Origin of the sequence: Sphingomonas colocasiae (assembly GCF_019880585.1) — a bacterium.
Taxonomy (GTDB): domain Bacteria; phylum Pseudomonadota; class Alphaproteobacteria; order Sphingomonadales; family Sphingomonadaceae; genus Sphingobium_A; species Sphingobium_A colocasiae.
Window position 1 is genome coordinate 96,868 of record NZ_JAINVV010000003.1, and the last position, 26,678, is coordinate 123,545.

The following is a 26,678-nucleotide window of genomic DNA, read 5'->3' on the forward strand; positions in this document are numbered from 1 at the left end:
GCCTCATCGTGCTGTGACGCCGAACCACCGGCGCTCGCCGGGTGCGAGCATGATCCCGGTATCGCCGTGGAACAGCGTCAGCGCCGGCCCCGATGTCAGCGAATAGCCGCAGCCTTCGGCCGTCACTTCGACATGCAGACGCGATCCGCGCCATGACAGGGTGAACGCATAACCATCCCATGCGTCGGGCAGGACAGGCAAGAAATGGGGGATGCCGCCGATCGGGCGAAAGCCGGCGAAACCCCAGACCAGGGCCTGCCAGCTGCCGGCCATCGCCGCCATATGTGCGCCATGATGGGTGTTGCGGTGCCGATCCTCGAGATCGACGAACGCCGCCTCACGGAAATGGCGCATCGCCTCGTCGCCACGGCCCACCTCGCTCGCCAGGATCGAGAATGCGCAGGCCGACAGCGTCGAATCATGGACGGTCACCGATGCGTAATGATCAAAGGCGCGGCGCTTGCGATCGCGATCGATATCGTCGCCCGCCAGGATCAGGGCATGGACAAGATCCGCCTGCTTCGCGACCTGGTGCCGATAAAGCGTCATCGGGTGGTAATGGAGCAGCAGCGGGAATTTGCGCGGCGGCGTTCCCGCGATATCCCAGCGCGGCTTGGACAGGAAACTGTCGTCCTGCGCGTCGATATCGAGCGTTTCATCGTAAGGCAGGCGCATCGCATCGGCGATCATGCGCCAGCGCGCCACTTCCTCGTCCGTCACCGCCAACCGCACCGCGATCGCCCGCCATGCGTCCGGCCGTTCGGCGCGCAGCCTGTCGACGCTGTTCGCTGCCAGGCGCAGATGCGCCTGCGCCATGCGGTTGGTGTACCAGTTATTGTCGATCAGCGCGGTATATTCGTCCGGCCCGGTCACGCCATGGATGCGGAACTCGCCCGATCCGTCGATCGCATCATGCCCCAGGAGCGGCCAGATCCGGGCGGTCTCGATCAGCAGTTCCGCGCCCTTCTCGGCGAGGAAATTCAGATCGCCGGTCGCCGCATCATAAAGGCCGACGGCAAAGGCGATGTCTGCATTGATGTGATATTGCGCCGAACCGCTGGGATAATGGGCGGAACATTCGTGGCCCGCGATCGTGCGCCACGCGAAGAGCGCGCCGGCATCGAGATCGAGCGTCCGTGCATTGGCGCGTGCGGCATCCAGCGTCGAAAAACGATAATCGAGCATCGCCCGGGCAAGCCGCGGGGCGGTGCATGCCAGCATCGGCAGGACGAAGATCTCGCTGTCCCAGAAGCAATGGCCCTCATAGCCCTCGCCGGTCAGGCCCTTGGCCGCGACGCCGGCCTCGCCGGTCCGGCTGGCGGCCTGAAAAACGTGGAACATGTTCAGCCTGAGCGCGAGCGTCGCCCTGTCGTCGCCATCGACCACAACCTCCGCATCGCGCCAGAAGGCGGAAAGCGCATCCCGCTGCGTATCGACGATCGCCGTGAACCCGCGCGCGACAGCCCCGCGCGCATCACGATCCGCATCGCCACCCCGCCAGCGATAGGCGATCATTTTCTCAAACCGGAAGGGGTGCCCGGGCGCCGTTTCCGCCACCATCCGCGTACCGACACCACCCGCGATATCGAGCGGTTCGTCCGTCACGTCGTGCGCGATCGCGGCCGCCACCTCGATGCCGCTTCGGCGCGTGCGCTGGACGAGCAAGCCACGCGCCGCATCGCGGACGATCGTTTCGAGCCCCTGCCCGTCGCCCGCGGCGCCGATCCTCGGGTCGTCCCCCTGCGCCGCGCCCGCCACCGACGGCAACAGCAGCGAACGGACTTCGATCGCGACGGGCCGGTCGAGAGCCTCGATCGTCAATCGCGTCGCGATCGTCGCGTCGGTGTCGAACGGCACCACGCGTTCGGACGTGACGGCGATCCGGCCGTACGCGCTGTCCCACACGCTTCGCCGCGTCAACACACCCGTGCGCAGGTCGAGCACGCGCTCGCTGGTGGAGGGCCAGAGCGTCGATCCGATCGAGACACCGTCGACGAGCAATTCGAGAACCGTGCCGTCCGCTACCGGCACGCGCGTATCTGTGCCGGTCGCGAACCCCTTGAGCTGCTCGTGATAATGGATCGGGTTCTGCTCGAACACCGCGGCCAGGAAGGTCGTGGCACGGCCTGCCGGTGATTCCTCGATCACGCCGCGCACGCCGAGCGCACCGTTCGAGAGCGCGCAAAGCGTTTCAGCCCAGGGTTCGCGGTCGGCTGGAATGTCGGACAGGGTCAGAAGCCAGCCGGCGTCGGCATCGCCGCCCGGTCGCGCGCGCGTCATCGTCGAATCACCGTCGGCGAGCACCGACTCTCCTCCCCTGTTCCACGCCGTCGGAGCGGCAATGGACTTGCCTTAGCGATAAATGATATCGATACCAAGCAAAATTGATATCGATATCATCCGCAATGATTCAGGGAGGGGCTCAGGTTTGGCGGCCGATAAGACTGGCGGAAACGATCCTGGCGGATACCGGCGGGGCGGTATCGGGCTCCAGGCTGGCGAGCAGCGTCGATGCCAGCAGCCTCCCGCCCTCCGTCCAGTCCTGGCGGATGCTGGTCAGCGGCGGCACATGCGCCGCGGCGGCCGGCGAATCGTCATATCCCACCACCGAAACGTCGCGGCCCGGCAACAGGCCATGCTCGCGCATCGCCCGCATCGCACCGATCGCGACCAGATCGCTGCCGGCGAACACGCCGTCGAACGCAATGCCTTGCGCGATCAGCGACGCCATGGCGGCGGCGCCGCTTTCGATCGTGAAGCCGCTGCTCCGCGCGGCGACCAGCCGCCCGCCATGTTCGGCGATGCCGGTCCTGAACCCGTCGAGCCGGCCGGCAAGCTCGGCATGGCTGCTGTCTCCCAGGAAGATGAGCGATTGCCGGCCATGCGCGCGCATATGTTCGGCCGCCAGTTCGCCGCCCCGACGGTTGTCGCCGCCGATCACCACCACGCCGAGCGCGGATTCGACGCCGTCATCGGCGCCCCACACCACCATCGGCACATCGTGCGCGGCAAGCGCGCGAACGGCATGGTGGTGGGAGCCCTGCCCCAGCACGATGATCCCGCTCGCATCCTGCACTTCCGCGCTCATGCGCGGATCGCTGGTGGTCAACACCACCGCGAAGCCCGCCACGGCGCATTCCTGGACGATGCCCCCCAGCAGCGCCAGCGGATAGGGATCCGACATCGGCCGGTCGTCGGTCGCGGACATGTCGATCACCACCGCGACGCGCCGGCGCTGGCGCAGCCGAAGATCGCGTGCGGCCAGGTTGATCCGATAGCCCGCGGCCGCGGCGGCCTTGCGGATACGATCGCGGACTTCGGGGCGAACCAGCTCGCTGCCGCTCAACGCGCGCGACACCGTGATCTTGGAAACGCCCGCGATCCGGGCGACATCCGCCATGGTCACGCGCCCATTGTCCGCCATGCGTCTTTTCCCCAATGTCGATGCCGGATCGCGGCCCGGCACCATATGACCGCGTATCCGACCGTCCGGCCACGGGCAAGAAGCCATCGGATCAGGCTGCGCGCTTCGAACAGATGGACAGGAGAAGGCAAGGAATGAGATCAGCCGTTACGATCGCGAGCCTGTTCTGCGCGGTGCCGGCCGCCGCGCAGGATCCCGCCGCGCAGCAGGTTCAGGCCTTCACCCTGCCCCCATCCAGCCAGCTCAGTGCCGAAGCCAGGCAGGTCCTCGCGCGGATGGCCGCCGCGAGAAGCCCCGATTTCAAGGGCGATATCGCCAAGGCCCGCGCCTTTTTCCAGCGCTACAACGACGATCGCCTGGCGGAGATGCGCCAGCATTTCCAGACGAGCGAGCGGGAAGCGAAGATCGGTGGCGTTCCCGTCCATATCGTGACGCCGCGAAGCGGCATCGCCTCCCGCCAGCGCGGGCGCGTGCTGATCAATGTCCATGGCGGCGCCTTCATGTGGGGATCGGGCAGTGGCGCATTGGTGGAAGCGATTCCGATCGCCGCCGTCATGGGGGTCGAGGTCGTCACCGTCGACTACCGGCTGACCCCGGAAAACCGCTATCCGGCAGCGTCGGAGGATGTGACGGCTGTCTATCGTGCGCTGCTCAAGGATCACCGTGCCGCCGCGATCGGCATCTATGGCTGTTCGGCGGGCGGCATCATCACCGCGCAGGCGACCGCATGGATCCGCAAACAGGGGCTCCCAAAGCCGGGCGCGATCGGAACCTTTTGCGGAACCGGCGCGCCCTATAGCGGCGACGGCCCCTATCTGGCCGGCCCGACCACCGGATCGGGCCCAGCCCCGGTCGGCCCGCTACCCGATACGCTCCCGACCGCCTATCTCGCCGGAATAGCGGCGAGCGATCCGCTGGCCTATCCGATGACGTCGCAGGAGGCGGTCGCCGCGATGCCGCCAACGCTGCTGCTCGCGGGAAGCCGTGATTTCGCGGCCAGCGCGCTGACGCTCGCGCACCGCAGGCTGAGTGCTGCGGGCATATCGTCCGAACTGCATCTGTTCGACGGGCTGCCGCACGCATTCTTCGTCTGGCCGGACATGCCCGAATCCGCCGAGGCCTATCGCCTGATCGCGCGCTTCTTCGATCGCCATCTGAAAGCCGGGCGCTGACGAATCGCGTCCGATCCATCCGCCTGGTGCCCCCTCCCGGACTCGAACCGGGACGCCCGAAGGCTCGGCATTTTAAGTGCCGTGCGTCTACCAATTTCGCCAAGGGGGCGCGGCGGCCCTCATGGAACGGGGAAGCATCGCAACGCAAGCCGTGATCGCAGGACGGGGATGAATTCGCGCGCTTCGATCGTTCTCTCCATGCCGGCCTCGTCATCGGCCGGCCTGTACAGGAGGCAGCGTATCATGAGACATTCCGCCGTGGGTTGGCCCCGTATCGAGGGCGAAGGCGGCGGCGCGAAGATCCTGATCGGCATCCGGCTCGACAGGGATCTCGTCGCCGCGCTCGATGACTGGATCGCACGGGAAGACCCATCGATCAGTCGCCAGGAGGCGATCCGCCGGATGATCGTAGAGCGGCTGGGCTGAGGCGTCCGAACGACCATCATCATTTGCCGCGCCGACGGCGTTACGGTAACCCGGATCGCAACATGAAAACCCATGGTGATCAAGCGGTGTGGCCGTACATCCGGCGCCTTGCCCGTCAGGCGGTGTGCGTCGCTCTCACGGTGGTGGCGGCATCGCTTGCCGGATGCGGCAATCAGGGCGAACCCGACGGGCCGATCCGCGTCTCCGTCATCGGTCCCGCGCCCGAATTGGCCGCCGTTGGCCGGGATGAAGCCGCGGCACCGCAAGCGGCGCTGTTGCTGTCGATCGCGCAGGGGCTGGTCGCGCTCGACGCATCGGGACGGATCGAACCCGGGCTGGCCCAGCGCTGGATCGTTTCGGATGACGGGCTCAGCTATATCTTCAGGTTGCGTCGCGCCGAATGGCGGCCAGGTCGCAGGGTGACGACGGAGGAACTGGCGCGCAGCCTGCGTGCGGCGGTCGATCCGGGCCGGGGCAATCGCTTCGCGCCCTATTTCAGCGCGGTGGATGAAATCGTCGCGGTCACGCCCGAAATCCTCGAAGTCCGCCTCAGCCGTCCGCGCCCGCATTTCCTGGATCTGCTTACCCAGCCGGAGATGGGCTTCCTGCAGCGCAAGCAAGGCACCGGTCCCTATCGCATCGCCGGCCAGAAAAACGGCGTCATCGCATTGGCGCCGATCGCCGATCCCGATTTTCCCGAGGAACAGCAGGCGCGCTATCCGGTCGCATTGCGCGCGGAACGCGCGGCGCGCGCGCTCGCCCGTTACGGCCGTGGTCAGGCCGATCTGGTGCTGGGAGGAACCTTCGTCGACCTGGCCGTCGCGCGCGCGCTCGATCCGCCGGCGACGCAACTCCGTTTCGATCCGGCGCGCGGCCTGTTCGGCCTTGCGGTCACCAGCGAGGAAGGTCTTCTGAACAGCGCGGAGAATCGCGCGGCGATCGCGATGGCGATCGATCGCGATGCGCTGGTGTCGTCTTTCGGCGTTCCCAACTGGAAACCGATGCTGTCGATCGTGCCGGATCGTCTGGAAATGCCCGGCGGCCCGGCGCTGCCCGAATGGGCCGCGCTGCCGATGGCCCAGCGCGTCGCGCTCGCCCGTGGGCGCGTCGCCGCATGGCGCGGCAACAATCCCGAATTTCCGCGTATGCGGATCGCGCTGCCCGAAGGACCCGGCGCACGACTGCTGTTCACGCGGATCGCGATCGACCTTGGCCGGATCGGCATCATCGTTCAGCGCGTTCCCTTCGAAGCACCCGCCGATCTGCGCCTGATCGACTCGGTCGCCCCCAATGACAGCGCGACCTGGTACCTCACCCGCCTGTCGTGCGAGATCGGCCTGCCTTGCGGAGAAACCGGCAGTGTCGCGCTTGCCGCCTCGCGCGCCGCATCAACGCTGGCCGAACGTGCGACGAAGCTGCGCGAGGCCGACGCCGCCTATGCCGTCAATACGCCGTTCATTCCGCTCGCGACGCCGCTGCGCTGGTCGCTGGTCCGGCCATCGCTGCGTGGTTTCCGCACCAACAATCGTGCCGCCCATCCATTGCATCACCTGTTGAACGACTGAACACAGCTCCCATATCATTCGTTCAGGAGAGGATTTCGCATGCGCGTATCACCCGATCAGTTCGAACGTATCACCCAGGGGCTACCCCAGATGGGCCGGGATCCGGCATCGATCCGCCAGCGCGTGGAGGCGATGGAGGCGGTGCTCGAGCGCGTCTTCGTCATTCCCGGCATCAACCGGCCGGTCGGGCTCGATTCGATCGTCGGGCTCGTCCCCGTGGTCGGGGATATCGTGACCGCAGCGATGGGCGCGTGGATCGTCTGGGAAGCCCGCAATCTGGGCATGTCCAAGTTCCAGCTCGCCCGCATGGCCGCCAATGTCGGGATCGACACGCTGCTCGGCGCGGTTCCGATCGCCGGCGATCTTTTCGACTTCCTCTATCGTTCGAACACCAAGAATCTGCGGATCATCAAGCGGCATCTCGACAAGCATCACCCCTCGACCGTCACGATCGAGGGATAATCACCCGTACGGACCGCTTTCAGGCGGACGCGAAATCCAGGCCGATATCGGCGGCGGGCGCCGACTGGGTGAGTCTGCCGACCGAGATATAGGTGACGCCGGTCTCGGCGATCGCCCTGATCGTCTCCAACGTCACGCCGCCCGATGCTTCGGTCGGCACACGGCCGCCCACCAGTCGCACCGCGCCGCGCAATGTCGGCGGGTCCATATTGTCGAGCAGCAAATGGGTCGCGCCGGCATCGAGCGCGGGCTCTATCTGATCCACCCTGTCGACTTCGACGATGATCCGCTCGATCCCCGCATCGACGGCGCGGCGAACGGCTTCGTCCACGCCACCGGCAACCGCGACATGATTGTCCTTGATCATCGCCGCGTCCCACAGGCCCATGCGATGATTCTGCGCGCCGCCCATCCGCGTCGCATATTTCTCGAGCAGACGCAGTCCCGGAATGGTCTTGCGCGTGTCGAGCAGGATCGCGCCGGTCCCGGCGATGGCATCGACATAGCGGCGGGTGAGCGTGGCGATGCCGGTCAGGTGCTGGACGGTGTTGAGCGCCGCGCGTTCGGCGGTCAGCATGGCGCGGGCACGACCTTTCAGGCGCAACAGGTCGGTTCCGGGCTTGACCCGGTCGCCATCCTTCACCAGCGCCTCGATCACGACATCGGGGTCGAGCGCCCTGAAAAAGGCCTCGGCGATCGGAAGGCCGGCGACGGTCACCGCCTCGCGACTGTCCATCACCCCGTCGAACACCGCATCGGCGGGGATCACGGCGGCGGAGGTGATATCCCCCGCATCGCCCAGATCCTCCGCCAGCGTTGCCGCCACGAACGCGCCGGGATCGAAGCCCGCCAGCGCGAAGGGCTCAGTCACCCGTCACCTTCGCTGGCCCGAGATCGCCCATGCCGACCGTGGCGCTCGCCATTTCTAGCATGCGATCGAGCGATTTCTTCGCCGCGACGCGCATATCCTCATCGAGTTCGATCCGGGGCTCCAGGTCGCGCAGCGCGACATAGAGCTTCTCCATCGTGTTGAGCGCCATATAGGGGCAGATATTGCAGTTGCAGTTGCCGTCCGCGCCCGGCGCGCCGATGAAGGTCTTTTCCGGAACCGCCTTTTCCATCTGGTGGATGATGTGCGGTTCGGTCGCGACGATCAGCGTGTCGCCCGCCATCGTCTTCGCATATTCCAGGATGCCGCTCGTCGCGCCAACATAGTCGGCATGGTCGAGCACATGCGCCGGGCATTCCGGGTGCGCCGCGACCGGGGCGCCGGGATATTGCGCCTTGAGTTTCAGCAACTCGGTCTCGCTGAATGCCTCGTGCACGATGCAGACGCCCGGCCACAACAGCATGTCGCGCCCCACCTTGCGCTTCAGATAACCACCAAGATGCCGGTCGGGCCCGAAGATGATCTTCTGATCCTTGGGGATCTGGCTCAGGATCTTTTCGGCCGAGGAACTCGTCACGATGATGTCGGAGAGCGCCTTCACCGCCGCCGAGCAGTTGATATAGGTCAGCGCGATGTGATCGGGATGCGCCTCGCGAAAGGCCTTGAAGGTTTCGGGCGGGCAGGAATCCTCCAGGCTGCACCCGGCCTCCATGTCGGGCAGGATCACGATCTTCTGCGGGCTCAGGATCTTCGCGGTCTCCGCCATGAAGCGGACGCCGCAAAAGGCGATCACATCGGCGTCGGTTTCCGCCGCCTTGCGCGACAGCTCCAGCGAATCTCCCACGAAATCGGCCAGATCCTGGATTTCGGGCTTCTGGTAATAATGCGCCAGGATCACGGCGTTGCGTTCCTTGCGCAGCCTTTCGATCTCGGCGCGCAGGTCCAGCCCCGTCAGGCTTCCGCCAATTCCACCACGTGCATCCATGTCCCTCGGATCCTTGCTGTGTCGTCGCACCCGCATTCGCGGGATCGCGCTGCCTTTAATACCGTCATTCCGCAAGCAGAAGCGGGAATGACCATCTCAGTCGATCAATTGCCAGTCCTGCCCGGTTTCACGAACCACGCCGCGGTCGCGCATGTCGATCAGATGCGCCAGCACCGATCGCCCTGCGGCGGGATAAAGTCTGGGGTCGATACCCTTGTACATCTGCTCGACCATCACCGGAATTTCACCGGTTCCTCCCTTCAGCAGCCGCAATATCTGCCCCTCGCGCTGCTTGCGATGGCCGATCAGGCCGCGCACGAAGCGCTGTGGGCGCTCCACCGGATCGCCATGCGCGGGGTAATAGACGATATCCTCACGCTCCATCAGCAGCGCCAGGCTCTTCATATAGGCCGCCATGTCGCCGTCGGGCGGGGAAACCACGCTTGTCGACCAGCCCATCACATGATCGCCGGTGAACAGCGCCTTTTCCTCGGGCAGAGCCAGGCAGAGATGGTTGGAGGTATGGCCGGGGGTCGCCACCGCGGCCAGGCTCCAGTCTGCGCCCGTGATCGCCTCGCCATCGGCCAGCACGCGATCGGGTGCATAGTGGCGATCGAACGCGGCGTCGGCGCGCGGGCCGCTATCGTCGAGCACGAGCGGCGCGCAGCCGATTACCGGCGCACCGGTCGCATCGCGCAATGGTGCCGCGGCCGGGCTGTGGTCGCGATGGGTGTGGGTGCAGCAGATCGCGACCACGCGCTCACCACGAACCGCGTTCAGGATCGCGTCGACATGGGCCGGATCGTCGGGGCCGGGATCGATCACCGCGACCTCGCCATTGCCGACGACATAGGTCTGGGTGCCGCTATAGGTGAACGGGCTGGGGTTGGGCGCCAGGATGCGCCGCACCAGCGGAGTCAGCCGCATCGTCTGGCCGGTGGGAAAATCGTCCATGGCGCCCATGTGGCAGCTTCCGCGCGCGAAACAAGATCGGGCGACGCCACGGATGCGCGGCGCCGCCCGATTCCCTCCCCGAGACGCGGATTATTTGTTGGCGCCGCCGGCCCTGAGCTGCTCGATCTGCTTGTCGAGCGAAGCGATCACCTTCTCGCGCTGGGCGTCACTCAGCATCTTCTCCTCGCCGATCTGCGTACGCGCCTTTTCCAGCGCGGCGATCAGCGTGCCGTCATCCGGCGCGCAGACGACGATGCGGCTCTTGTTGGTCTTGCCGTCCGCGCCCGACTTGTCGTTTTCGTCGATCTGCGCACGCTTGCCCTTGCAGTGCTCACTGGCCGCCAGCATTGCCTTCTCGCGCGCCGCATCGACATCGACCTCGGAGGTGCTGCCATCGCGCTTGTGGATGACGATCTTCTTGACCTGGCTTGCCTCGGCCTTGTCGCCATCATTGTGCGGATGAGCCTGTACCGCCGTACCCGAGAGCAGCAGCGCCGCGCCGCAGGCCAACATCTTCGCGATCTTCCTCATTCGACTTTCCTCCTCCGCTTCGTTCAATGCATGTCTTCGATCGAATCCTTGAGCCGCTCGATCTCCGCATCGAGGCCATCCAGCGCCTCGCGCAGTCGTTCGCGCTCGATCTTCCGCGATTCGATCAGGCTCTTGCGCGCCTGGACCATGGCGTTGAGCTGCACCTTGCGCACTTCGGCGTCGCTGATGCTCCGGCCGCAAAAAGTGACGTTGCGGCGCTCGTTGCGCGTGTCGTCCGCGATCGAGATCATCGCGCCGCTTTTACCATTGCATGCCGTGGCCTTATGCGCGGTCGTCACGGCCAGGCGGATCTCTTCGGCCCGGTTCCGCGCCGCATCGGCGGCGATACGCATCGCCATGCCGTGCTCGTCGAAGCTCATCGCGACCACGGGCAATTCCGGCGGAGCCGGTGGCGCCGGCGCCCGGGGCGCCGTGGGCACGGCGGGCACTTCGGGCATGGCGGGCGCGACCGGCGCAACGGGTGGCACAGGCGGAACCGGCGCGTCGACATGCGCCAGCCTTGCCGGTGGAACCGGCGGCACAGGCGGGATCGGCGCGGCGACATGCGCGATTTCAGCGATGCCATCCACGCCCGTCGAAACAGCCGAGACAACGGGTTCGATCATGCCCACCTGCACCTTCTCGCGGATCCCGGCGGTCGTTTCCGCCGCGATGCCGCCCGATGCGGTGATCGCCAGACCGCCGCTGACCAGCACGAGCGCCAGCACCCGCCCGGTCACCCCACGTTCCCGCGCATCGCGCATCATGCGCAGCCGGGTCTTGAGCTGGTCGCGCGGATTGAGCGAACACGCCGCCACCGGGGTTCGCGGGCAGGCGGATTTGACCAATGCCGTCGCATAGCTGCACCGTTCGTCCACTGTCGCGCCCTGGAGCACGACCGCGTCGCAGGCCAGTTCCTGATCGGCGCGGAAGGCCCGCCAGGCCCGCCAGGCGATCGGATTGAACCAGTGAAGCGACAGCATCGCGAGCGCCACCATGTTGATCGACAGATCGCCGCGACGATGGTGCACAGCCTCGTGCGTCATCGCCAGGCGCAGTTCCTCCGCGCTGTAGCGGGTGCGATAGTCGTGCGGCAGCACGATCGTCGGCATCAGCACGCCCGCCGCGAACGGCCCCTCGACCAACCGGCTGGCGCAGACCTCGATCCCGTTGCTGTCCATTTCGGGCAGATCGACGGACTCGCGCAGCGCCGAGCGGACGAACCGATGATAGGCGAGCAGATGCCAGGCCATCATCAGCATCGCCCCGCCCAGCCAGATGCCGAGCAGCAACAGCGGCCAGTCGATCGACGGGACGGCCGGAACGGCCTGCGCCCCGGTCTGCAGCGCCGACATGTCGATCGTCGGCAGATCGGGAAACGACAGTTTCGCCAATGCGGGGATCTGCTCGATCGGCGCGGGTCCGAAACTGTCGGGAAGCGGCGGCAGGACCATGCGCAGGGCCGGCAGCAGCCACAGCAGATAGGCGATACGCGGGCCGAACATGGCGGCGACCTGCGCGCGAACCAGAAGGACGACCACCATCAGCGCGGTGGTCGCGACGAGCGTTTCGACGACCCAGCCGCTCATGAGCGGAGCGCCTTCAGCAGCGCTTCGATCTCGACGATATCGTCATCGCTCAGTTCGTCGCGTTCGGCCAGATGCGCGACCAGCGCCGCGCCGCGCCCGCCGAACAGCCGATCGACGAGCCGCCGCGATTCGGTCGAGACATAATCCTCGCGGGCGACTGCCGGACGATAGAGATAACGTCGGCCATCCTCTTCATGGGCGAGCACGCCCTTTGCCAGCAGGCGCGACAACATGGTCTTCACGGTCCGGTCGCTCCATCCGCGTGCCGGATCGATCCGTTCATGGACTTCGCTCGCGGTCAGCGGGGCCTCTTCCCAGAGCACCTCCATCACCGCATGTTCGGCTTCACTGATCCGCTCGCTCATCGACTAGCCCCCTTTTCGGCTGACTACAGGCGTAATCCTATTACGACTACAGTTGTAGTCATGCAAGCGCTGAACGCCGGATGAACGGCCCGGACAGGTTTGCGGCGGCGACACGATATCGCCGATCGGCATCCCGCCCTTCGGCACGAAACCGTCAAAACAGCACCGAAATTGTCGGAAATTCTTACAAATCGCGCTTATGGTTAACGCGTGCGAACCATCGTGTCGCAGCAATTCCGCCGGATCGCATAATTGGCACGCTGCCTGCTACTCTGTCAGCGTTCCCAACACGGTCTCCTGCCGTGTCGCTTCAGAGCGGGAGCGGTACCTCCCTGGTCGTTGTGTATCGCTCCCGCTCCCCCCGCCCCCTCCCCAGCACGCGAACAAGCCCCTAGATGGGATGCATGACTCGGGCTCGCGTTCTCATCCTCAACAACGCCGTCGGGCCGCTCGACTATCGGGTGCCGCACGGCATGTCGGTCGAACCCGGCTCGATCGTGGTGGCGCCTCTGGGGCCGCGCCAGCTCGTCGGCGTGGTGTGGGAAGCCGATCGCATGCCCTCGCGCGACGAGGTCGGCGACAATCGCCTGCGCAACCTGCTTCAGGTCCACGACGCGCCGCCGCTGGGCGATCCGCTGCGGCGGCTGATCGAATGGACCGCAAACTATTATCTGGCGCCGCCCGCGGCGGTGCTGCGCATGGCGTTGCCATCCTCGTCCGCGCTGGACGGCGGACGGACCATCACCGAATATCGCCTGACCGGCCAGCGCCCCGAACGGCTGACCGCGCAGCGCGAACAGGCGCTGGAGCGCCTGCACGATCGTCAGGGGCTGATCCGCGAACTTGCGACCGCCGCCGACGTGACCGACGCGGTGATCCGCGGTCTTGTGAAGGTCGGCGCGATCGAGCCCGTCGAAGTCGATATCGATACGCCCTACCCCCCGCCCGATCCGACCTATGGCGCCCCCGATCTGTCGGCGGTCCAGGCATCGGTTTCAGAAACGCTGGTCGAGGCGGTGCGCGATCGCGCCTTTCAGCCCTTCCTGCTCGACGGCGTCACCGGTTCGGGCAAGACCGAAGTCTATTTCGAAGCCGTGGCCGAAGCGATCCGTCAGGGGCGCCAGACATTGGTGCTCCTGCCCGAGATCGCGCTGACCGAGCCATTCCTCAAACGCTTCACCCAGCGTTTCGGCCATGCGCCGATCGCCTGGCATTCGGGGCTGCGCCAGTCGCAGCGCCGCAGGGCATGGCGGGCGATCAGTTCGGGCGAAGGACTGGTGACGGTGGGCGCGCGCTCCGCGCTGTTCCTGCCCTATCGCAATCTTGGCCTGATCGTCGTCGACGAAGCGCATGAAACCAGCTTCAAGCAGGAAGACGGCGTCCATTACCATGCGCGCGATGTGGCGGTGATGCGCGGCAGCTTCGAACGCTGCCCCGTCATCCTCGCATCCGCCACGCCGGCGATCGAGACGCGCCAGCAGGTAGAGCTTGGGCGCTATCGCGAACTTCGCCTGCCCGCGCGCTTCGGCAACGCCATCATGCCGGAGATCGCCGCGATCGACCTGATCCAGGACCCGCCCGAGCGCGGCCATTGGCTGGCGCCCGCGCTGGTGAACGCGACCGAGGAAACGCTGGCGCGTGGCGAGCAGGTGCTGCTGTTCCTCAACCGGCGCGGCTATGCGCCGCTGACCTTGTGCCGGCATTGCGGTCATCGCTTCCAATGCCCCAACTGCACCGCCTGGCTGGTCGAGCATCGGTTGATCCGGCGCCTGGCCTGCCACCATTGCGGCCATGTCATGCCGCCGCCCGCCGCCTGCCCGGAATGCAGCGAGGAGGACAGCCTGGTCGCCTGCGGCCCCGGCGTCGAACGCATCGCGGATGAAGTGAAGACGCTGTTTCCCGATGCGCGCACCGCGATCGTCACCTCGGATACGATCTGGTCGCCCGCCAAGGCTGCCGAGTTCGTCGGCCGGATGGAAGCGGGCGAAATCGACATCGTCGTCGGCACCCAGCTCATCACCAAGGGCTATCACTTCCCGAACCTCACATTGGTCGGCGTTGTCGATGCCGATCTGGGGCTGGAGGGCGGCGATCTGCGCGCGGCGGAGCGGACCTTCCAGCAGGTGATGCAGGTGGCGGGCCGCGCCGGGCGCGGCGAGAAGCCAGGCCATGTGCTGATCCAGACGCACAGCCCCGGTTCGCCGGTGATGGAGGCGCTGATCTCGGGCGATGCCGAAAGCTTCTACGCGGCGGAGACGGAGGCACGGCGCAGCGCCGGCGCACCACCCTTCGGCCGCTACGCCGGCATCATCATCTCGTCCGAAGATCAGAAGCTGGCGCAGGACACGGCGGCGCGAATCGGCCGCACGGCACCGCGCGTGGAGGGCATGGCGGTCTTCGGCCCCGCCCCCGCGCCGCTCGCCATGTTGCGCGGTCGCCATCGTTTCCGCCTGCTCGTCCACGCCCGCCGCGCGCTGGACGTGCAGGATGTGATCCGCGACTGGCTCGGCGCGCTCGAATGGAGCCCCAAGGTCAGGGTCTCGGTGGACGTCGATCCCTACAGCTTCCTGTGACCGCGTCTCCCTGCACCAAGGTCTGTCTGCTCGATCCGGCGATGCAATGGTGTCGCGGCTGCGGACGGACGATCGGTGAGATCGCGGAATGGGGGACGGCAACGCCCGAACGCCGCGAAGTGATCCTCGCCATCCTTCCGGACAGATTGGTCCAAATGCGATCAGACGATATCTCGCCCAATTCCGATTAAGGCGCTAGGAAAGAAGGCGGTTCTTCCTGGGGCAGCCGAGTTGAAATGTTCGCGAGACTGATGATCGCCCTGGCGATGGTGCTATTCCCCGCCGCCGCGCACGCCCAATGGAAGCGCGCGACTTCGGACAATTTCGTCGTCTATTCCAGCGGCAGCGAACAAACGCTGCGGGAATTCACCGCCAAGGTCGAAACCTTCGATGCGCTGCTGCGGCGCGCATCCGGCGTAAAGGCGCCACCCGCACCCAAGCGCCTGGAAATCTACCTGCTGCGCGATACGAATTCGGTGCAGCGCCTGCTCGGCAAAGGCGGCCGCAATGTCGCGGGCTTCTATACTCCCCGGCTGGCCGGCTCCATCGCCGTGGTCCCGCGGCTGGGGCGCGGCACCAAGTTCGACATGGATGGGGAAACCGTCCTGTTCCACGAATATGCGCATCATTTCATGATGCAGTATTTCCCGAGCGCCTACCCGCCCTGGTATGTCGAAGGCTTCGCCGAATTCTATTCGACCGCCGAGATCGGCGACGACGGGAATGCCTCGATCGGGAAGCCCGCCTATCATCGCGCCTATGGCCTCATCCTCGCCAAGCCGTTTCCGATCGAGCAATTGCTGTCGAACAATCCGAAGATGAAGGGTGCCGAGGAAGTCGACGCCTATTATGGCCGTTCATGGCTGCTCGCGCACATGCTCACCTTCTCGGACAAGCGCAAAGGTCAACTGGAAGCCTATCTGGGCGCCTTCGCCTCCGGCACCCCGGCCGAAAAGGCCGCCATCGACGCTTTCGGTTCCCTTTCCGCGCTGGAGAAGGATCTGGACACCTATGTGAAGGGCGGGATGCAGTATCGCAAGCTGACCGGTTTCGACACCAAAGGCGCCAGGATCGCCGTCGACATGCTGGATCCGGCGCAGGATGCGTTGCTGCTGGACCGGCTGAATTATCAGACCGGCATCACCGAGGAGGAGAAATCGCGCGTGCTTGCCTCGGTACGCAAGACCGCCGCGCGCTTTCCCGACAATCCCTATGCGATCGACATGCTGGTCCAGGCATATCTGCTTGAAGACAAGGGGGACGAAGCGAACGCGCTCAACGACAGGTTGATCGCGCTCAAACCCGATTACAGTCCGGCGCTGCTGCGCAAGGCCGAGTACATGGCGGACAATGCCAATGAAGCCGAGGATATCGCGGCGCATTGGAAAGCCGTGCGGGCCCTGATCGTCAAGGCGAACCGGCTCAACAACGACGATACCACCGCGCTCTTCCAATATTATCAATCGTTCGTGCGCGAGGGCGTGGATCCACCCGAGGTCGCGGTGGACGGCCTGTTCCGCGCTTATGAACTGGCCCCGCAATTCGGGACGATCCGGTTTTCGCTCGCCACCCAACTCATTCGCAGCAAGCAACCCAAAATGGCGCGCGCGGTGCTGATGCCCATCGCCTACGCCCCCCATGGCGGGGACGGCGCCGAAGCTGCGCGAAAGATGATCGCGGACATCGACGGCAAGGGTGAGAAGGCCCCTGCCGCCGACGGCAAGGACAAATCGAACGATCCGCAAAAGTCTCCGGAACCGTCCTGATACCGAAATTGCCCGATATGACGGGTGTCAGGCGACGCCCTCACGCTTCCGGAGCGCGACCTTGCGATCGATGCCATAGGCATAGCCGCCCATGGTGCCGTCGCTGCGCTGGGCACGGTGGCAGGGAATGACGACAGCCAGATGATTGGCGCCGCATGCGGTGCCTGCGGCGCGGACCGCCCTCGGATTGCCGGCGACGGCCGCCAATTCGCTGTAGGTCCGGGTCTCGCCCGCCGGGATGGCGCGCAACGCCTGCCACACCGCTTCCTGGAAGGCCGTACCCTTGACGTCGAAGGGCAGATCCTGGTCACGCTCGGGATGTTCGACTTCAGCCACCACCTTGCGCGCGAGCGCGGCCAGCGCTTCTCCGCCTGACTGGATATCGGCGTTGGGAAAGCGGGCGCGCAGCGCCTCCTCACCCTCGTCGAACGACACCCTGCACAGCCCCTTGTCCGTCGCGGCGACGAGCAGCGGCCCCAGGCTGGTCTCCGCCACGGTCCAGCGGATCGTGATCCCCGCCCCGCCCCGCGCCCAGGCGCTGGGCGTCATGCCCAGCCGGCGCTTCGCATCCTCATAGAAGCGGCTCGGCGCCGAATAGCCGGCGTCGTAGATCGCGTCGGTCACGCGATCCTCCTTGGTGAGCGCCTCCGCCGCCTTGCCGGCGCGCAGCCCGCGCGCGTAGGCGGCGGGCGTCACGCCGGTCGCGCGCTTGAACAGGCGGTGGAAATGATGCGGGGCATAACCGACCATCGCCGCCAGTTCGTCGAGCGAAAGCCCGTCTTCCGACGATTCGATCAGCCTGATCGCCTGCGCCACCGCCACCCGATCTCGCCCCACCTCGTCGGGCGTGCAGCGCAGGCATGCGCGATAGCCTGCCGCGCGCGCCGCCGCGCCGTCCGCGAAGAATTCGACATTCTCGCGCCGGGGATGCCGCGCCGGGCAGCTCGGCTTGCAATAGATACCCGTGGTCTTGACCGCCCCGACGAACTTGCCGTCGAAATTGCGGTCGCGCCGTTCGAAGGCGGCCCAGGCCATATCCGGATCGATGTGGGTTTCGGTGCTCATACAGCCTATCTAGGCGTGCCGACGGCCGCCCGCATCCCGGTGCTTGCGGTCAAAAGACGGGGCGCGATCAGCCGCCGCATATCCTGAACAACGCCAGCGTCCGTTCACGCGCCAGTTCGGCGCTCGCAGGATGATAGTCCTTGCGTCGATCAGAGTTGAAGCCGTGTCCTGCTTCATAGACGAAGATCTGCGCCGTGGGATGATCGGCGGCAATCACGGCCTCCACCCTTTCCATCGGAATGCCCATATCATAACGCCCGAAATGCATGATCGTCGCGCATTTCGGCTCCAGCCCCGCATTGTCGGGCACCAGACTGCCATAATAGCCCGAAGCCGCATCCAGCCCGTCGAGCCGCCCCGCCGCCAGCCAGGCCACCGATCCGCCATAGCAATAGCCCACGATGAATACCGGCCCCTTGTCGCGCAGGGCATCGATGCAGCTCTGGACATCCGCCATCGACAGTTCGAACGGGTGCCGGTTGCGCGCCAGATCCATGGCGCGTTCAAGATCGGCGCCGGTATAGCCCGCTTCGAATCCGGGCGCTTCGCGATCGAACAAAGCCGGCGCGAGCACTTCATAGCCTTCGGCGGCATAATCATCGGCCATGTCGCGGATATGATCGGTGACGCCGAAGATTTCCTGGACGAGCACGAGGCCGCCCCGGCGCTCCCCCTCGGGCAGGGCCCGATAGACCTTGATTTCGGCGCCGTCGTTCATGATCATCCGGATCGTTTCGCCTGCCACGACCTCGCCTCTCCCCGGTATCGCGCCGATCCATTCACCGGCGGCGCACTTACATTTCATTCAACGCTCATTCAGCAGCTAGCCCGTCTTGCATCCTGTAACAACCGATGCTAACCGCGCCGCGACCCATCGGGGGCGCTCGTTCGCCCCCTTTTCGCATGGGGCCAATTCCGATTGTCCAAGAGGATATCAGGCGCGTGGAGACTTCCGGCGGCATTCAGGCCAGCTTAGCAGGGCGGTACGCAACCGCACTGTTCGATCTGGCCCGCGAATCCAACAAGATCGAGACTGTCGAGAAGAGCCTCGGCGCCGTGAAGGCCGCTCTGGCCGAATCGGGTGATTTCAAGGCGCTGACCGCCAGCCCGTTGCTGTCGCGCGACGATGCCGGCCGTGGCATCGCCGCCGTCGCCAAGGCGATGAAGCTCGATCCGGTGACGGCGAACTTCCTCGGCGTGCTCGCCGAGAATCGCCGCCTCGCGCAGGTCGGCGACATCATCCGCGCCTTCGCCCAGCTCGCCGCCGCCCATCGCGGCGAAACCACGGCGCAGGTCACGTCGGCTCATCCGCTGACTTCTGCGCAGGTCAAGGAGCTGCAGAGCCAGCTCAAGGCCCGTGTCGGCCGCAACGTTTCCGTCGACCTCACCGTCGATCCCGCAATCCTGGGCGGACTGGTCGTCAAGATCGGTTCCCAGATGATCGATAGCTCGATCCGCACCCGTCTCAATTCCCTCGCGCACGCGATGAAAGGCTGAACATGGATATCCGCGCCGCAGAAATCTCGAAGGTCATCAAGGACCAGATCGCCAATTTCGGTTCCGAGGCCCAGGTCTCCGAAACCGGCACCGTGCTCTCGGTCGGTGACGGCATCGCGCGCATCCACGGGCTGGACAATGTCCAGGCCGGCGAGATGGTCGAATTCGCCAACGGCATTCAGGGCATGGCGCTGAACCTCGAAGCCGACAATGTCGGCGTCGTGATCTTCGGCACCGACAGCGAGATCCGCGAAGGCGATACCGTCAAGCGCACCGGCACCATCGTCGACGTTCCCGTCGGCAAGGGGCTGCTCGGCCGCGTGGTCGACGGCCTCGGCAACCCGATCGACGGCAAGGGCCCGATCGTGGCCGACAAGCGCATGCGCGTCGAGGTGAAGGCCCCCGGCATCATCCCGCGCAAGTCGGTGCACGAGCCCGTCCAGACCGGCCTGAAGGCGCTCGACGCGCTCGTTCCCGTCGGCCGCGGCCAGCGCGAGCTGATCATCGGCGACCGCCAGACCGGCAAGACCGCCGTGGCGATCGACACCTTCATCAACCAGAAGACGGTGAACGCGGGCAGCGACGAGAGCCAGAAGCTCTACTGCATCTACGTCGCCGTCGGTCAGAAGCGCTCCACCGTGGCGCAGATCGTCCGCCAGCTCGAAGAGAATGGCGCGATGGAATATTCGATCGTCGTCGCCGCGACCGCGTCCGAGCCCGCGCCGCTCCAGTTCCTCGCGCCCTACACCGGCGCGACGATGGGCGAATTCTTCCGCGACAACGGCATGCACGCCGTGATCGTCTATGACGATCTGTCCAAGCAGGCCGTCGCCTATCGCCAGATGTCGCTGCTGCTGCGCCGCCCGCCGGGCCGCGAAGCCTATCCGGGTGACGTCTTCTATCTCCACAGCCGCCTGCTGGAGCGCGCCGCCAAGCTCAACGACGAGAATGGCAATGGCTCGCTGACCGCGCTTCCCATCATCGAGACCCAGGCGGGCGACGTTTCGGCGTACATCCCGACCAACGTGATCTCGATCACCGACGGCCAGATCTTCCTCGAGACCGACCTGTTCAACGCGGGCATCCGCCCCGCGATCAACGTAGGCCTCTCGGTGTCGCGCGTCGGCTCGGCCGCGCAGACCAAGGCGATGAAGAAGGTGTCGGGCTCGATCAAGCTCGAGCTGGCCCAGTATCGCGAAATGGCCGCCTTCGCGCAGTTCGGTTCGGACCTCGACGCTTCGACGCAGAAGCTGCTCAACCGCGGTGCGCGCCTGACCGAGCTGCTCAAGCAGCCGCAGTTCAACCCGATGCCGTTCGAGGAACAGACCGCCTCGATCTTCGCGGGCACCAACGGCTATCTCGACACGATCCCGGTGCAGGACGTGGTGCGCTACGAAGCCGCGATGATCGCCGATCTGCGCGCCAACCATGCCGATGTGCTCAAGACAATCCGCGAAACCAAGGATCTGGGCGACGAAGTGAAGGGCAAGCTCAAGAGCGCGCTCGACGCGTTCGCCAAGACCTTCGCCTGATCTGAACGGGTAGGAAGAGATGGCCAGTCTCAAGGCTCTCAAGGTCCGCATCAACTCGGTGAAGTCGACGCAGAAGATCACCAAGGCGATGAAGATGGTCGCCGCGGCGAAGCTGCGCCGTGCGCAGGAGGCTGCCGTTTCGGGCCGCCCCTATGCCGAGCGGCTGGAAGCGGTGATGGCCAGCCTCGCCTCCAAGGTGACGATCAGCGCCTCTTCGCCGAAGCTGCTCGCGGGCACCGGCAGCGATCAGGTCCACCTGATCATCGTCGCGACGTCCGAGCGCGGCCTCGCCGGCGCGTTCAACTCGAACATCGTCCGCGCTGCGCGCAAGAAGGCCGAGGAGTTGGAGCGCGCGGGCAAGACCGTGAAGTTCTACATCGCGGGCAAGAAGGGCCGCGGCGTCCTGCGCCGTTTCCATTCCAAGCAGATCATCCACGATCAGGAAATGGGCCACATCAAGAACGTCGCCTTCGCCGACGCGCAGATCGTGGCCGAGGACGTGATCGCGCGCTACGAAGCCGGCGAGTTCGATGTGGCTCACCTGTTCTACGCCAAGTTCGTCTCGGCGCTGGTGCAGGAGCCTGTCGGCCAGCAGATCGTCCCGGTCGCGATCCCGGCCGCTGCGGCGGACGCCAGCGGCGTCAGCGCTGCGGTCGAGTATGAGCCCGACGAGGAATCGATCCTCGCGGACCTGCTGCCCCGCAACGTCGCCATCCAGATCTTCCGCGCGCTCCTCGAAAATGCCGCGTCCGAACAGGGCAGCCGCATGAACGCGATGGACAACGCCACGCGCAACGCGGGCGACATGATCAACCGCCTGTCGATCCAGTATAACCGGACCCGCCAGGCCGCGATCACCACCGAACTCGTCGAAATCATCTCGGGCGCCGAAGCGCTCTAAGTTATTCAGAAGGCAAGGAAACCAGTCATGGCAAGCACGCCCGAAGCACCCGCCAAGAAGCCCCGCGCGCCCCGCGCGACCAAGGCTGCCGCTCCCGCCGCCGCGGCGACCACCGGTGCCGCCACCGGCCGCATCAGCCAGGTCATCGGCGCCGTCGTCGACGTGAGCTTCGAGGGCAGCCTGCCCGCCATTCTCTCTGCGCTTGAAACCGACAATGGCGGCAACCGCCTGGTTCTCGAGGTCGCGCAGCATCTGGGCGAGAACACCGTCCGCACCATCGCGATGGACTCGACCGAGGGCCTGACCCGCGGTCAGCCCGTCACCGACACCGGCAACCAGATCCAGGTGCCCGTCGGCCCCGCGACGCTCGGCCGCATCCTGAACGTGGTCGGCGAACCGATCGACGAGCGCGGCCCGGTCGCGACCGACCTGCGCGCCCCGATCCACGCCAAGGCCCCCGAGTTCGTCGACCAGTCGACCGAAAGCTCGATCCTCGTCACGGGCATCAAAGTGATCGATCTGCTCGCGCCTTACTCGAAGGGCGGCAAGATCGGCCTGTTCGGCGGTGCGGGCGTCGGCAAGACCGTGCTCATCCAGGAACTGATCAACAACATCGCCAAGGGCCATGGCGGCACTTCGGTGTTCGCGGGCGTCGGTGAGCGGACCCGCGAGGGCAACGACCTTTATCACGAGTTCCTCGACGCGGGCGTTATCGCCAAGGATGCCGACGGCAATCCGATCGCCGAGGGTTCGAAGGTGGCGCTGGTCTTCGGCCAGATGAACGAGCCGCCGGGCGCCCGCGCCCGCGTCGCGCTCTCGGGCCTCACCATCGCGGAATATTTCCGCGACCAGGAAGGCCAGGACGTGCTGTTCTTCGTCGACAACATCTTCCGCTTCACCCAGGCGGGCGCCGAGGTGTCGGCTCTGCTCGGCCGTATTCCTTCGGCCGTGGGTTACCAGCCGACCCTGTCGACCGACATGGGCGCGCTGCAGGAGCGCATCACCTCCACCAACAAGGGTTCGATCACCTCGGTGCAGGCCGTGTACGTGCCCGCCGACGACTTGACCGACCCCGCGCCGGCCACCTCGTTCGCCCACCTGGACGCCACGACCGTGCTGTCGCGCGCCATCTCGGAACTCGGCATCTACCCGGCGGTGGATCCGCTGGACTCGACCAGCCGCGTGCTCGAGCCGCGCGTCGTCGGCCAGGAGCATTACGAGACCGCCCGCGCCGTTCAGTCGCTGCTCCAGAAGTACAAGTCGCTTCAGGACATCATCGCGATCCTGGGCATGGACGAGCTGTCCGAAGAGGATAAGCTGACCGTCCAGCGCGCCCGCAAGATCCAGCGCTTCCTGTCGCAGCCTTTCCACGTCGCCGAGGTGTTCACCAACATCCCGGGCAAGTTCGTGCAGATCGAAGACACCATCAAGTCGTTTAAGGCCGTCGTCGACGGCGAGTACGACCATCTGCCCGAAGCCGCTTTCTACATGGTCGGCGGCATCGACGAAGCCGTCGCCAAGGCGCAGAAGCTGGCGGCGGAAGCAGCCTGATTTGAATATGCTCCCGTTCGCCTCACGGCGACGGGGGCTGGTGAGGGTCTTCTTCCGCTTCCAGGCACCGAACTGCCCAGGCGGAAGAAGCCCCTCACCCATATCGCAAGCGCGCATGCGCGAGCGGATTTAAGGAAAGAGCAATGGCCACCCTCCATTTCGAACTCGTCACTCCCGAAAAGCTCGTCCGCTCGGAAGAGGTTCACATGGTGGTCGTTCCCGGCACCGAAGGCGAATTCGGTGTGCTGGCGGGGCATGCCCCCTTCATGTCGACGGTGCGTGACGGCGATCTCGCCATCTATCGCAGCGAAACGGGCGAGCCCGAACGCATTCGCATCGAAGGCGGATTCGCCGAAGTGAATGAAAAGGGCCTGACCGTCCTCGCCGAAAAGGCGGAAGGCTGAACCTTCCCCTTCAGCCCTGGAACATGCCGCGATCCGCTAAAAGCGGATCACATGCTCCAGGCTTTTGTTTTGGCAAGACTTTCGAGTCGTTCGGTGATTCCATCGAACTGCAAATCGCTCCTGGGCTGGAACATCACTCACCCATTGGCCGATAGGTCCATGCCTTGGCGTTCGCGCCATCGGCACCCGATATCTCCGCCTTGAGCAGCCTGCCCTCGCGCCAGTAGCGGATCCGTTTCGGATAGTCGTGCGCGGCGTTCTCGAAGCTGATCGACAAGGCATCCTGCCGCGTCATCCGGAAGACCGTCGGCGCCTTGCCGAGCGGCGACGCGAAATAGGCGAGCCTGCCGTCGCGATCGGGTGCGATCCGCGCGAATTCCCAGCTTTCAAGCCTGGCCCCGGTGCCGGATCGGCTCGATCCCATCTGCATCCCGCCGCGCGCAGCGGTCCAGTATTCCTCGGCCCATCGGTCGTCTTTCCGCTCGATCCAGGCGCCTGCCATCCAGTTCGGCGCGGGTGGCGCCGGCACATCCGCCGCGACCAACAGCACGGCCGCCGTCATCAATCCGAAATATTGCATGGCTCCCCCTCCTGTCGCTCAACATTTGATAACCTGACGCGGGCATCATGGCTTGAACGAAGACGACAGGCGAGAGCGCGCGTGGACTATCGCGAAATACCGCTGCCCGATGCGCTGGATGGACTGGTCAAGACCGTCTGGACGATGGAAGCCGCCGGCAAGGCCGGGGAATGGATTTCCCAGGAAGCCACGCCGGACGGCTGCGTCGAGATCATTCGCCGCCTCTCCGGACGCTCGCGCTGGCGGAGCGACCAGCCCGAACTGTTCGTGGCGGGTGTCATCGAGATGCCAACGACATTGACGATGAGCGGCGATGCCCGCTTCGTCGGCATCCGGCTCTGGCCCTGGGCATGGAACCTGCTGGGGTCTCCATCGACGCCGCAATTCCTGAACGACTGGTTCGCGGCCCCGCCGGAATCGCTGGCGTCGCTGCTTCTCGCCGATCCCGACCGCGTCGTTGCCGCACTGAGTGAAGCGATGGCCGGTTTCTCGATTCCGCCGATCGCGCCGGCGATCCTGCGATCGCGCAACGTCGCGGAGGTTTCGATCCGCAGCGGCCTTTCCTATCGCCAGATCCAGCGCTGGTTCGCATCCGAGATCGGGATGCCGCCGCGCCGCTACGTCAAACTGCTCCGGTTTCAGCGCGCCTTTGTCGACGTGCAATCGAGTTCCGCCCGGCTCACGGAACAGGCGGCCCAGCGTGGCTATGCCGATCAGGCGCATATGGCGCGCGATTTTCGCGAACTGGCCGGCGATACCGCGCACGCCGTCCGTGCGCGGGGGCGCGGACCCTTCATCTGAAACGGGGTGGAATTAGGTAATTGTCAAAGTTTCCACTCTATTCACCTTTTCCCGATACCAGTTCGGGGATCGGACAGAGGAATGGCAGCGTAGCATGAGCGCTTTCGGAAAACGGGGTGGAATTGGCGGAACACCGTCAGGAAGTCGCCCATCCTTCGGAGTCGCGAAACCGATGCAGGGGTCTCCCACGCAGCGGCGCGCGCCCGACGAGCAAGAGGGCGGCAACCAGTTTCCGCCGCTCGACACCCTGCCCCTGCCCGGAGACGCCGAGGACAGCACGCAGCCGGCAGCGATCACCGACGCGATGAAGCGGCTCGAAAGCCGCGTCAACGAAGTCCACGACAATGTCAGCCGGGTCGAAGGTTTCGAAGCCTCGATCCACAAGATCAAGGAACAGGTGCTGCCGCGCCTGCTCGAACGCGTCGATCCCGAAGCCGCCGCCACGCTCAACAAGGACGAACTGGCCGAGGAATTCCGCCCGATCATCGGCGAGGTCCTCGCCGAGCTGAAGCTGACGCTCAACCGGCGCGAACAGTTCGCGCTGGAAAAGGTGCTGGTCGACGAACTGCTGGGCCTCGGCCCACTCGAAGAGCTGCTGTCCGATCCGGCCATCTCCGATATCATGGTGAACGGCCCCGAGCAGACCTATATCGAGCGCAAGGGCAAGCTGGAGCTCGCCAATATCCGCTTCCGCGACGAGGAACATCTGCTCCAGATCGCGCAGCGCATCGTCAACCAGGTCGGCCGCCGCGTCGACCAGACGACGCCGCTTGCCGACGCCCGCCTGAAGGACGGCAGCCGCGTCAACGTGATCGTGCCGCCGCTCAGCCTGCGCGGCACCGCGATCTCGATTCGTAAATTCTCCGACAAGCCGATCACGCTCGACATGATGGCGGGCTTCGGTTCGATGTCGCAAAAGATGGCGACCGCGCTCAAGGTCGCCGGCGCCAGCCGCTTCAACATCGTCATCTCGGGCGGTACCGGCTCGGGCAAGACGACGATGCTCAACGCCCTGTCGAAGATGATCGATCCGGGCGAACGCGTGCTGACGATCGAGGACGCGGCCGAGCTTCGCTTGCAGCAACCGCACTGGCTGCCGCTCGAAACCCGCCCCGCGAACCTTGAGGGCCAGGGCCAGATCAGCATCCGCGATCTCGTCATCAACGCGCTGCGTATGCGTCCGGATCGCATCATCCTGGGCGAAATTCGTGGCGCCGAATGTTTCGACATGCTCGCCGCCATGAACACGGGTCACGACGGATCCATGTGTACGCTCCACTCCAACAGCCCGCGCGAGGCGCTGGCGCGTATGGAGAACATGGTGATGATGTCCGACATCAAGGTGCCGAAGGAAGCGATCTCGCGCCAGATCGCCGATTCGGTCGACCTGATCGTACAGGTGAAGCGCCTTCGCGACGGTTCGCGCCGTACGACCAACATCACCGAGGTGATCGGCATGGAAGGCGACGTGATCGTTACCCAGGAGCTCTTCAAGTTCGAATATCTGGACGAGAGCGCCGATGGCAAGATCATCGGCGAATATCGCCCGATGGGCCTGCGTCCCTATACGCTGGAGAAAGCCAAGCAATATGGCTTCGACCAGGCGTTCCTTGAGGCGTGCCTGTAACGATGCGCCATCATTCCGG

General features: G+C 65.5%; 25 protein-coding genes and 1 tRNA gene. 14 read left to right on the forward strand and 12 right to left on the reverse strand.

Going from position 1 to position 26,678, the window contains the following annotated elements; translation table 11 throughout:
• Positions 1 to 3: 3 nt before the first annotated feature.
• Complete coding sequence (locus tag K7G82_RS04190; RefSeq protein WP_222988594.1) at positions 4 to 2,304, reverse strand: glycoside hydrolase family 65 protein; 2,301 nt, start codon at positions 2,302 to 2,304, stop codon at positions 4 to 6.
• A gap of 118 nt (positions 2,305 to 2,422) precedes the next feature.
• Positions 2,423 to 3,424, reverse strand: a complete 1,002-nt coding sequence (locus tag K7G82_RS04195) for a LacI family DNA-binding transcriptional regulator (protein WP_222988595.1) — start codon at positions 3,422 to 3,424, stop codon at positions 2,423 to 2,425.
• 134 nt (positions 3,425 to 3,558) lie between these two features.
• On the opposite strand from K7G82_RS04195, the gene K7G82_RS04200 reads away from it, so the two are divergent.
• A complete protein-coding gene (locus K7G82_RS04200) occupies positions 3,559 to 4,596 on the forward strand; it encodes an alpha/beta hydrolase (RefSeq protein ID WP_222988596.1) in 1,038 nt (345 codons plus the stop codon).
• A gap of 24 nt (positions 4,597 to 4,620) precedes the next feature.
• On the opposite strand, the gene K7G82_RS04205 is transcribed toward K7G82_RS04200, so the two are convergent.
• Positions 4,621 to 4,705: transfer RNA gene (locus K7G82_RS04205), tRNA-Leu, on the reverse strand.
• A 134-nt stretch (positions 4,706 to 4,839) separates the two neighbouring features.
• Here K7G82_RS04205 and K7G82_RS04210 point away from each other — a divergent pair.
• From K7G82_RS04210 to K7G82_RS04220, 3 genes are all read left to right on the forward strand, one after another.
• Positions 4,840 to 5,022, forward strand: a complete 183-nt coding sequence (locus K7G82_RS04210; RefSeq protein ID WP_222988597.1) for a ribbon-helix-helix protein, CopG family — start codon at positions 4,840 to 4,842, stop codon at positions 5,020 to 5,022.
• Between the two features lie 62 nt (positions 5,023 to 5,084).
• Positions 5,085 to 6,587, forward strand: a complete 1,503-nt coding sequence (locus tag K7G82_RS04215; protein WP_222988598.1) for an ABC transporter substrate-binding protein — start codon at positions 5,085 to 5,087, stop codon at positions 6,585 to 6,587.
• 39 nt (positions 6,588 to 6,626) lie between these two features.
• Positions 6,627 to 7,049, forward strand: a complete 423-nt coding sequence (locus K7G82_RS04220; protein ID WP_222988599.1) for a DUF4112 domain-containing protein — start codon at positions 6,627 to 6,629, stop codon at positions 7,047 to 7,049.
• A 19-nt stretch (positions 7,050 to 7,068) separates the two neighbouring features.
• Here K7G82_RS04220 and nadC read toward each other — a convergent pair whose 3' ends face one another.
• The 6 genes from nadC to K7G82_RS04250 all read right to left on the reverse strand — a co-directional run bounded on the left by nadC (position 7,069) and on the right by K7G82_RS04250 (position 12,362).
• Entirely contained in the window at positions 7,069 to 7,920 is an 852-nt protein-coding gene (gene nadC, locus K7G82_RS04225; protein WP_222988600.1) for a carboxylating nicotinate-nucleotide diphosphorylase, read from the reverse strand.
• The gene (gene nadA / locus K7G82_RS04230) at positions 7,913 to 8,923 is read right to left on the reverse strand and encodes a quinolinate synthase NadA (RefSeq protein ID WP_222988601.1); all 1,011 of its coding nucleotides are present in this window, start codon (positions 8,921 to 8,923) and stop codon (positions 7,913 to 7,915) included. The genes nadC and nadA overlap by 8 nt, the downstream gene beginning before the upstream one ends.
• Before the next feature lie 96 nt (positions 8,924 to 9,019).
• Positions 9,020 to 9,886 (reverse strand): MBL fold metallo-hydrolase, encoded by an 867-nt coding sequence (locus K7G82_RS04235; RefSeq protein ID WP_222988602.1) that lies wholly within the window; start codon positions 9,884 to 9,886, stop codon positions 9,020 to 9,022.
• 81 nt (positions 9,887 to 9,967) lie between these two features.
• Positions 9,968 to 10,435, reverse strand: coding sequence for a hypothetical protein (locus K7G82_RS04240; RefSeq protein WP_222988603.1), 468 nt, complete (start codon positions 10,433 to 10,435; stop codon positions 9,968 to 9,970).
• The gene (locus K7G82_RS04245; protein ID WP_222988604.1) at positions 10,432 to 11,997 is read right to left on the reverse strand and encodes a M56 family metallopeptidase; all 1,566 of its coding nucleotides are present in this window, start codon (positions 11,995 to 11,997) and stop codon (positions 10,432 to 10,434) included. The genes K7G82_RS04240 and K7G82_RS04245 overlap by 4 nt, the downstream gene beginning before the upstream one ends.
• Positions 11,994 to 12,362 carry a BlaI/MecI/CopY family transcriptional regulator gene (locus K7G82_RS04250; RefSeq protein WP_222988605.1) on the reverse strand — a complete coding sequence of 123 codons (369 nt, stop codon included), beginning with the start codon at positions 12,360 to 12,362 and terminating at the stop codon, positions 11,994 to 11,996. Before K7G82_RS04250 ends, K7G82_RS04245 begins: the two co-directional genes overlap by 4 nt.
• Before the next feature lie 404 nt (positions 12,363 to 12,766).
• Between K7G82_RS04250 and K7G82_RS04255 the strand changes: the two genes are divergently transcribed.
• From K7G82_RS04255 to K7G82_RS04265, 3 genes are read left to right on the forward strand one after another with little or no spacing between them, the layout of a single operon-like run.
• Positions 12,767 to 14,935, forward strand: a complete 2,169-nt coding sequence (locus K7G82_RS04255; RefSeq protein ID WP_222988606.1) for a primosomal protein N' — start codon at positions 12,767 to 12,769, stop codon at positions 14,933 to 14,935.
• Positions 14,881 to 15,126: a DUF1289 domain-containing protein gene (locus tag K7G82_RS30000; RefSeq protein ID WP_222988607.1), complete on the forward strand. Its 246-nt coding sequence runs from the start codon at positions 14,881 to 14,883 to the stop codon at positions 15,124 to 15,126. The genes K7G82_RS04255 and K7G82_RS30000 overlap by 55 nt, the downstream gene beginning before the upstream one ends.
• 45 nt (positions 15,127 to 15,171) lie before the next feature.
• Positions 15,172 to 16,701: a hypothetical protein gene (locus K7G82_RS04265; protein WP_222988608.1), complete on the forward strand. Its 1,530-nt coding sequence runs from the start codon at positions 15,172 to 15,174 to the stop codon at positions 16,699 to 16,701.
• A gap of 27 nt (positions 16,702 to 16,728) precedes the next feature.
• Here the strand turns inward: K7G82_RS04265 and ada are convergent, their stop codons facing one another.
• Together ada and K7G82_RS04275 are read right to left on the reverse strand one after the other, a co-directional pair.
• The gene (gene ada / locus K7G82_RS04270) at positions 16,729 to 17,766 is read right to left on the reverse strand and encodes a bifunctional DNA-binding transcriptional regulator/O6-methylguanine-DNA methyltransferase Ada (protein ID WP_222988609.1); all 1,038 of its coding nucleotides are present in this window, start codon (positions 17,764 to 17,766) and stop codon (positions 16,729 to 16,731) included.
• A 67-nt stretch (positions 17,767 to 17,833) separates the two neighbouring features.
• Positions 17,834 to 18,511 carry a dienelactone hydrolase family protein gene (locus K7G82_RS04275; RefSeq protein ID WP_222988610.1) on the reverse strand — a complete coding sequence of 226 codons (678 nt, stop codon included), beginning with the start codon at positions 18,509 to 18,511 and terminating at the stop codon, positions 17,834 to 17,836.
• Between the two features lie 197 nt (positions 18,512 to 18,708).
• On the opposite strand from K7G82_RS04275, the gene K7G82_RS04280 reads away from it, so the two are divergent.
• From K7G82_RS04280 to K7G82_RS04300, 5 genes are all read left to right on the forward strand, one after another.
• Complete coding sequence (locus K7G82_RS04280; RefSeq protein ID WP_222989012.1) at positions 18,709 to 19,263, forward strand: F0F1 ATP synthase subunit delta; 555 nt, start codon at positions 18,709 to 18,711, stop codon at positions 19,261 to 19,263.
• A gap of 2 nt (positions 19,264 to 19,265) precedes the next feature.
• Entirely contained in the window at positions 19,266 to 20,795 is a 1,530-nt protein-coding gene (gene atpA, locus K7G82_RS04285) for a F0F1 ATP synthase subunit alpha (RefSeq protein WP_222988611.1), read from the forward strand.
• A 19-nt stretch (positions 20,796 to 20,814) separates the two neighbouring features.
• On the forward strand, positions 20,815 to 21,696 hold the full coding sequence (locus tag K7G82_RS04290) for a F0F1 ATP synthase subunit gamma (RefSeq protein ID WP_222988612.1): 882 nt from the start codon (positions 20,815 to 20,817) through the stop codon (positions 21,694 to 21,696).
• Between the two features lie 27 nt (positions 21,697 to 21,723).
• Positions 21,724 to 23,247 carry a F0F1 ATP synthase subunit beta gene (atpD, locus tag K7G82_RS04295; RefSeq protein ID WP_246623262.1) on the forward strand — a complete coding sequence of 508 codons (1,524 nt, stop codon included), beginning with the start codon at positions 21,724 to 21,726 and terminating at the stop codon, positions 23,245 to 23,247.
• Between the two features lie 143 nt (positions 23,248 to 23,390).
• Positions 23,391 to 23,651 (forward strand): ATP synthase F1 subunit epsilon, encoded by a 261-nt coding sequence (locus K7G82_RS04300; protein ID WP_222988613.1) that lies wholly within the window; start codon positions 23,391 to 23,393, stop codon positions 23,649 to 23,651.
• 133 nt (positions 23,652 to 23,784) lie between these two features.
• Here K7G82_RS04300 and K7G82_RS04305 read toward each other — a convergent pair whose 3' ends face one another.
• On the reverse strand, positions 23,785 to 24,231 hold the full coding sequence (locus K7G82_RS04305) for a DUF6265 family protein (protein WP_222988614.1): 447 nt from the start codon (positions 24,229 to 24,231) through the stop codon (positions 23,785 to 23,787).
• Positions 24,232 to 24,312: 81 nt separating this feature from the next.
• Between K7G82_RS04305 and K7G82_RS30175 the strand changes: the two genes are divergently transcribed.
• Entirely contained in the window at positions 24,313 to 25,032 is a 720-nt protein-coding gene (locus K7G82_RS30175; RefSeq protein WP_222988615.1) for a helix-turn-helix domain-containing protein, read from the forward strand.
• A 94-nt stretch (positions 25,033 to 25,126) separates the two neighbouring features.
• Entirely contained in the window at positions 25,127 to 26,659 is a 1,533-nt protein-coding gene (locus K7G82_RS04315; protein WP_222988616.1) for a TadA family conjugal transfer-associated ATPase, read from the forward strand.
• Positions 26,660 to 26,678: the final 19 nt, after the last annotated feature.

Coding starts and splice junctions, on each gene's coding strand:
- K7G82_RS04195 (WP_222988595.1), bottom strand. CDS start 3,424: ATGGCGGACAATGGGCGCGTGACCATGGCGGATGTCGCCCGGATCGCG.
- K7G82_RS04200 (WP_222988596.1), top strand. CDS start 3,559: ATGAGATCAGCCGTTACGATCGCGAGCCTGTTCTGCGCGGTGCCGGCC.
- K7G82_RS04210 (WP_222988597.1), top strand. CDS start 4,840: ATGAGACATTCCGCCGTGGGTTGGCCCCGTATCGAGGGCGAAGGCGGC.
- K7G82_RS04215 (WP_222988598.1), top strand. CDS start 5,085: ATGAAAACCCATGGTGATCAAGCGGTGTGGCCGTACATCCGGCGCCTT.
- K7G82_RS04220 (WP_222988599.1), top strand. CDS start 6,627: ATGCGCGTATCACCCGATCAGTTCGAACGTATCACCCAGGGGCTACCC.
- nadA (WP_222988601.1), bottom strand. CDS start 8,923: ATGGATGCACGTGGTGGAATTGGCGGAAGCCTGACGGGGCTGGACCTG.
- K7G82_RS04235 (WP_222988602.1), bottom strand. CDS start 9,886: ATGGGCGCCATGGACGATTTTCCCACCGGCCAGACGATGCGGCTGACT.
- K7G82_RS04245 (WP_222988604.1), bottom strand. CDS start 11,997: ATGAGCGGCTGGGTCGTCGAAACGCTCGTCGCGACCACCGCGCTGATG.
- K7G82_RS04250 (WP_222988605.1), bottom strand. CDS start 12,362: ATGAGCGAGCGGATCAGTGAAGCCGAACATGCGGTGATGGAGGTGCTC.
- K7G82_RS04255 (WP_222988606.1), top strand. CDS start 12,767: ATGACTCGGGCTCGCGTTCTCATCCTCAACAACGCCGTCGGGCCGCTC.
- K7G82_RS30000 (WP_222988607.1), top strand. CDS start 14,881: ATGGAGCCCCAAGGTCAGGGTCTCGGTGGACGTCGATCCCTACAGCTT.
- K7G82_RS04265 (WP_222988608.1), top strand. CDS start 15,172: ATGTTCGCGAGACTGATGATCGCCCTGGCGATGGTGCTATTCCCCGCC.
- ada (WP_222988609.1), bottom strand. CDS start 17,766: ATGAGCACCGAAACCCACATCGATCCGGATATGGCCTGGGCCGCCTTC.
- atpA (WP_222988611.1), top strand. CDS start 19,266: ATGGATATCCGCGCCGCAGAAATCTCGAAGGTCATCAAGGACCAGATC.
- K7G82_RS04290 (WP_222988612.1), top strand. CDS start 20,815: ATGGCCAGTCTCAAGGCTCTCAAGGTCCGCATCAACTCGGTGAAGTCG.
- atpD (WP_246623262.1), top strand. CDS start 21,724: ATGGCAAGCACGCCCGAAGCACCCGCCAAGAAGCCCCGCGCGCCCCGC.
- K7G82_RS04300 (WP_222988613.1), top strand. CDS start 23,391: ATGGCCACCCTCCATTTCGAACTCGTCACTCCCGAAAAGCTCGTCCGC.
- K7G82_RS04305 (WP_222988614.1), bottom strand. CDS start 24,231: ATGCAATATTTCGGATTGATGACGGCGGCCGTGCTGTTGGTCGCGGCG.
- K7G82_RS04315 (WP_222988616.1), top strand. CDS start 25,127: ATGAGCGCTTTCGGAAAACGGGGTGGAATTGGCGGAACACCGTCAGGA.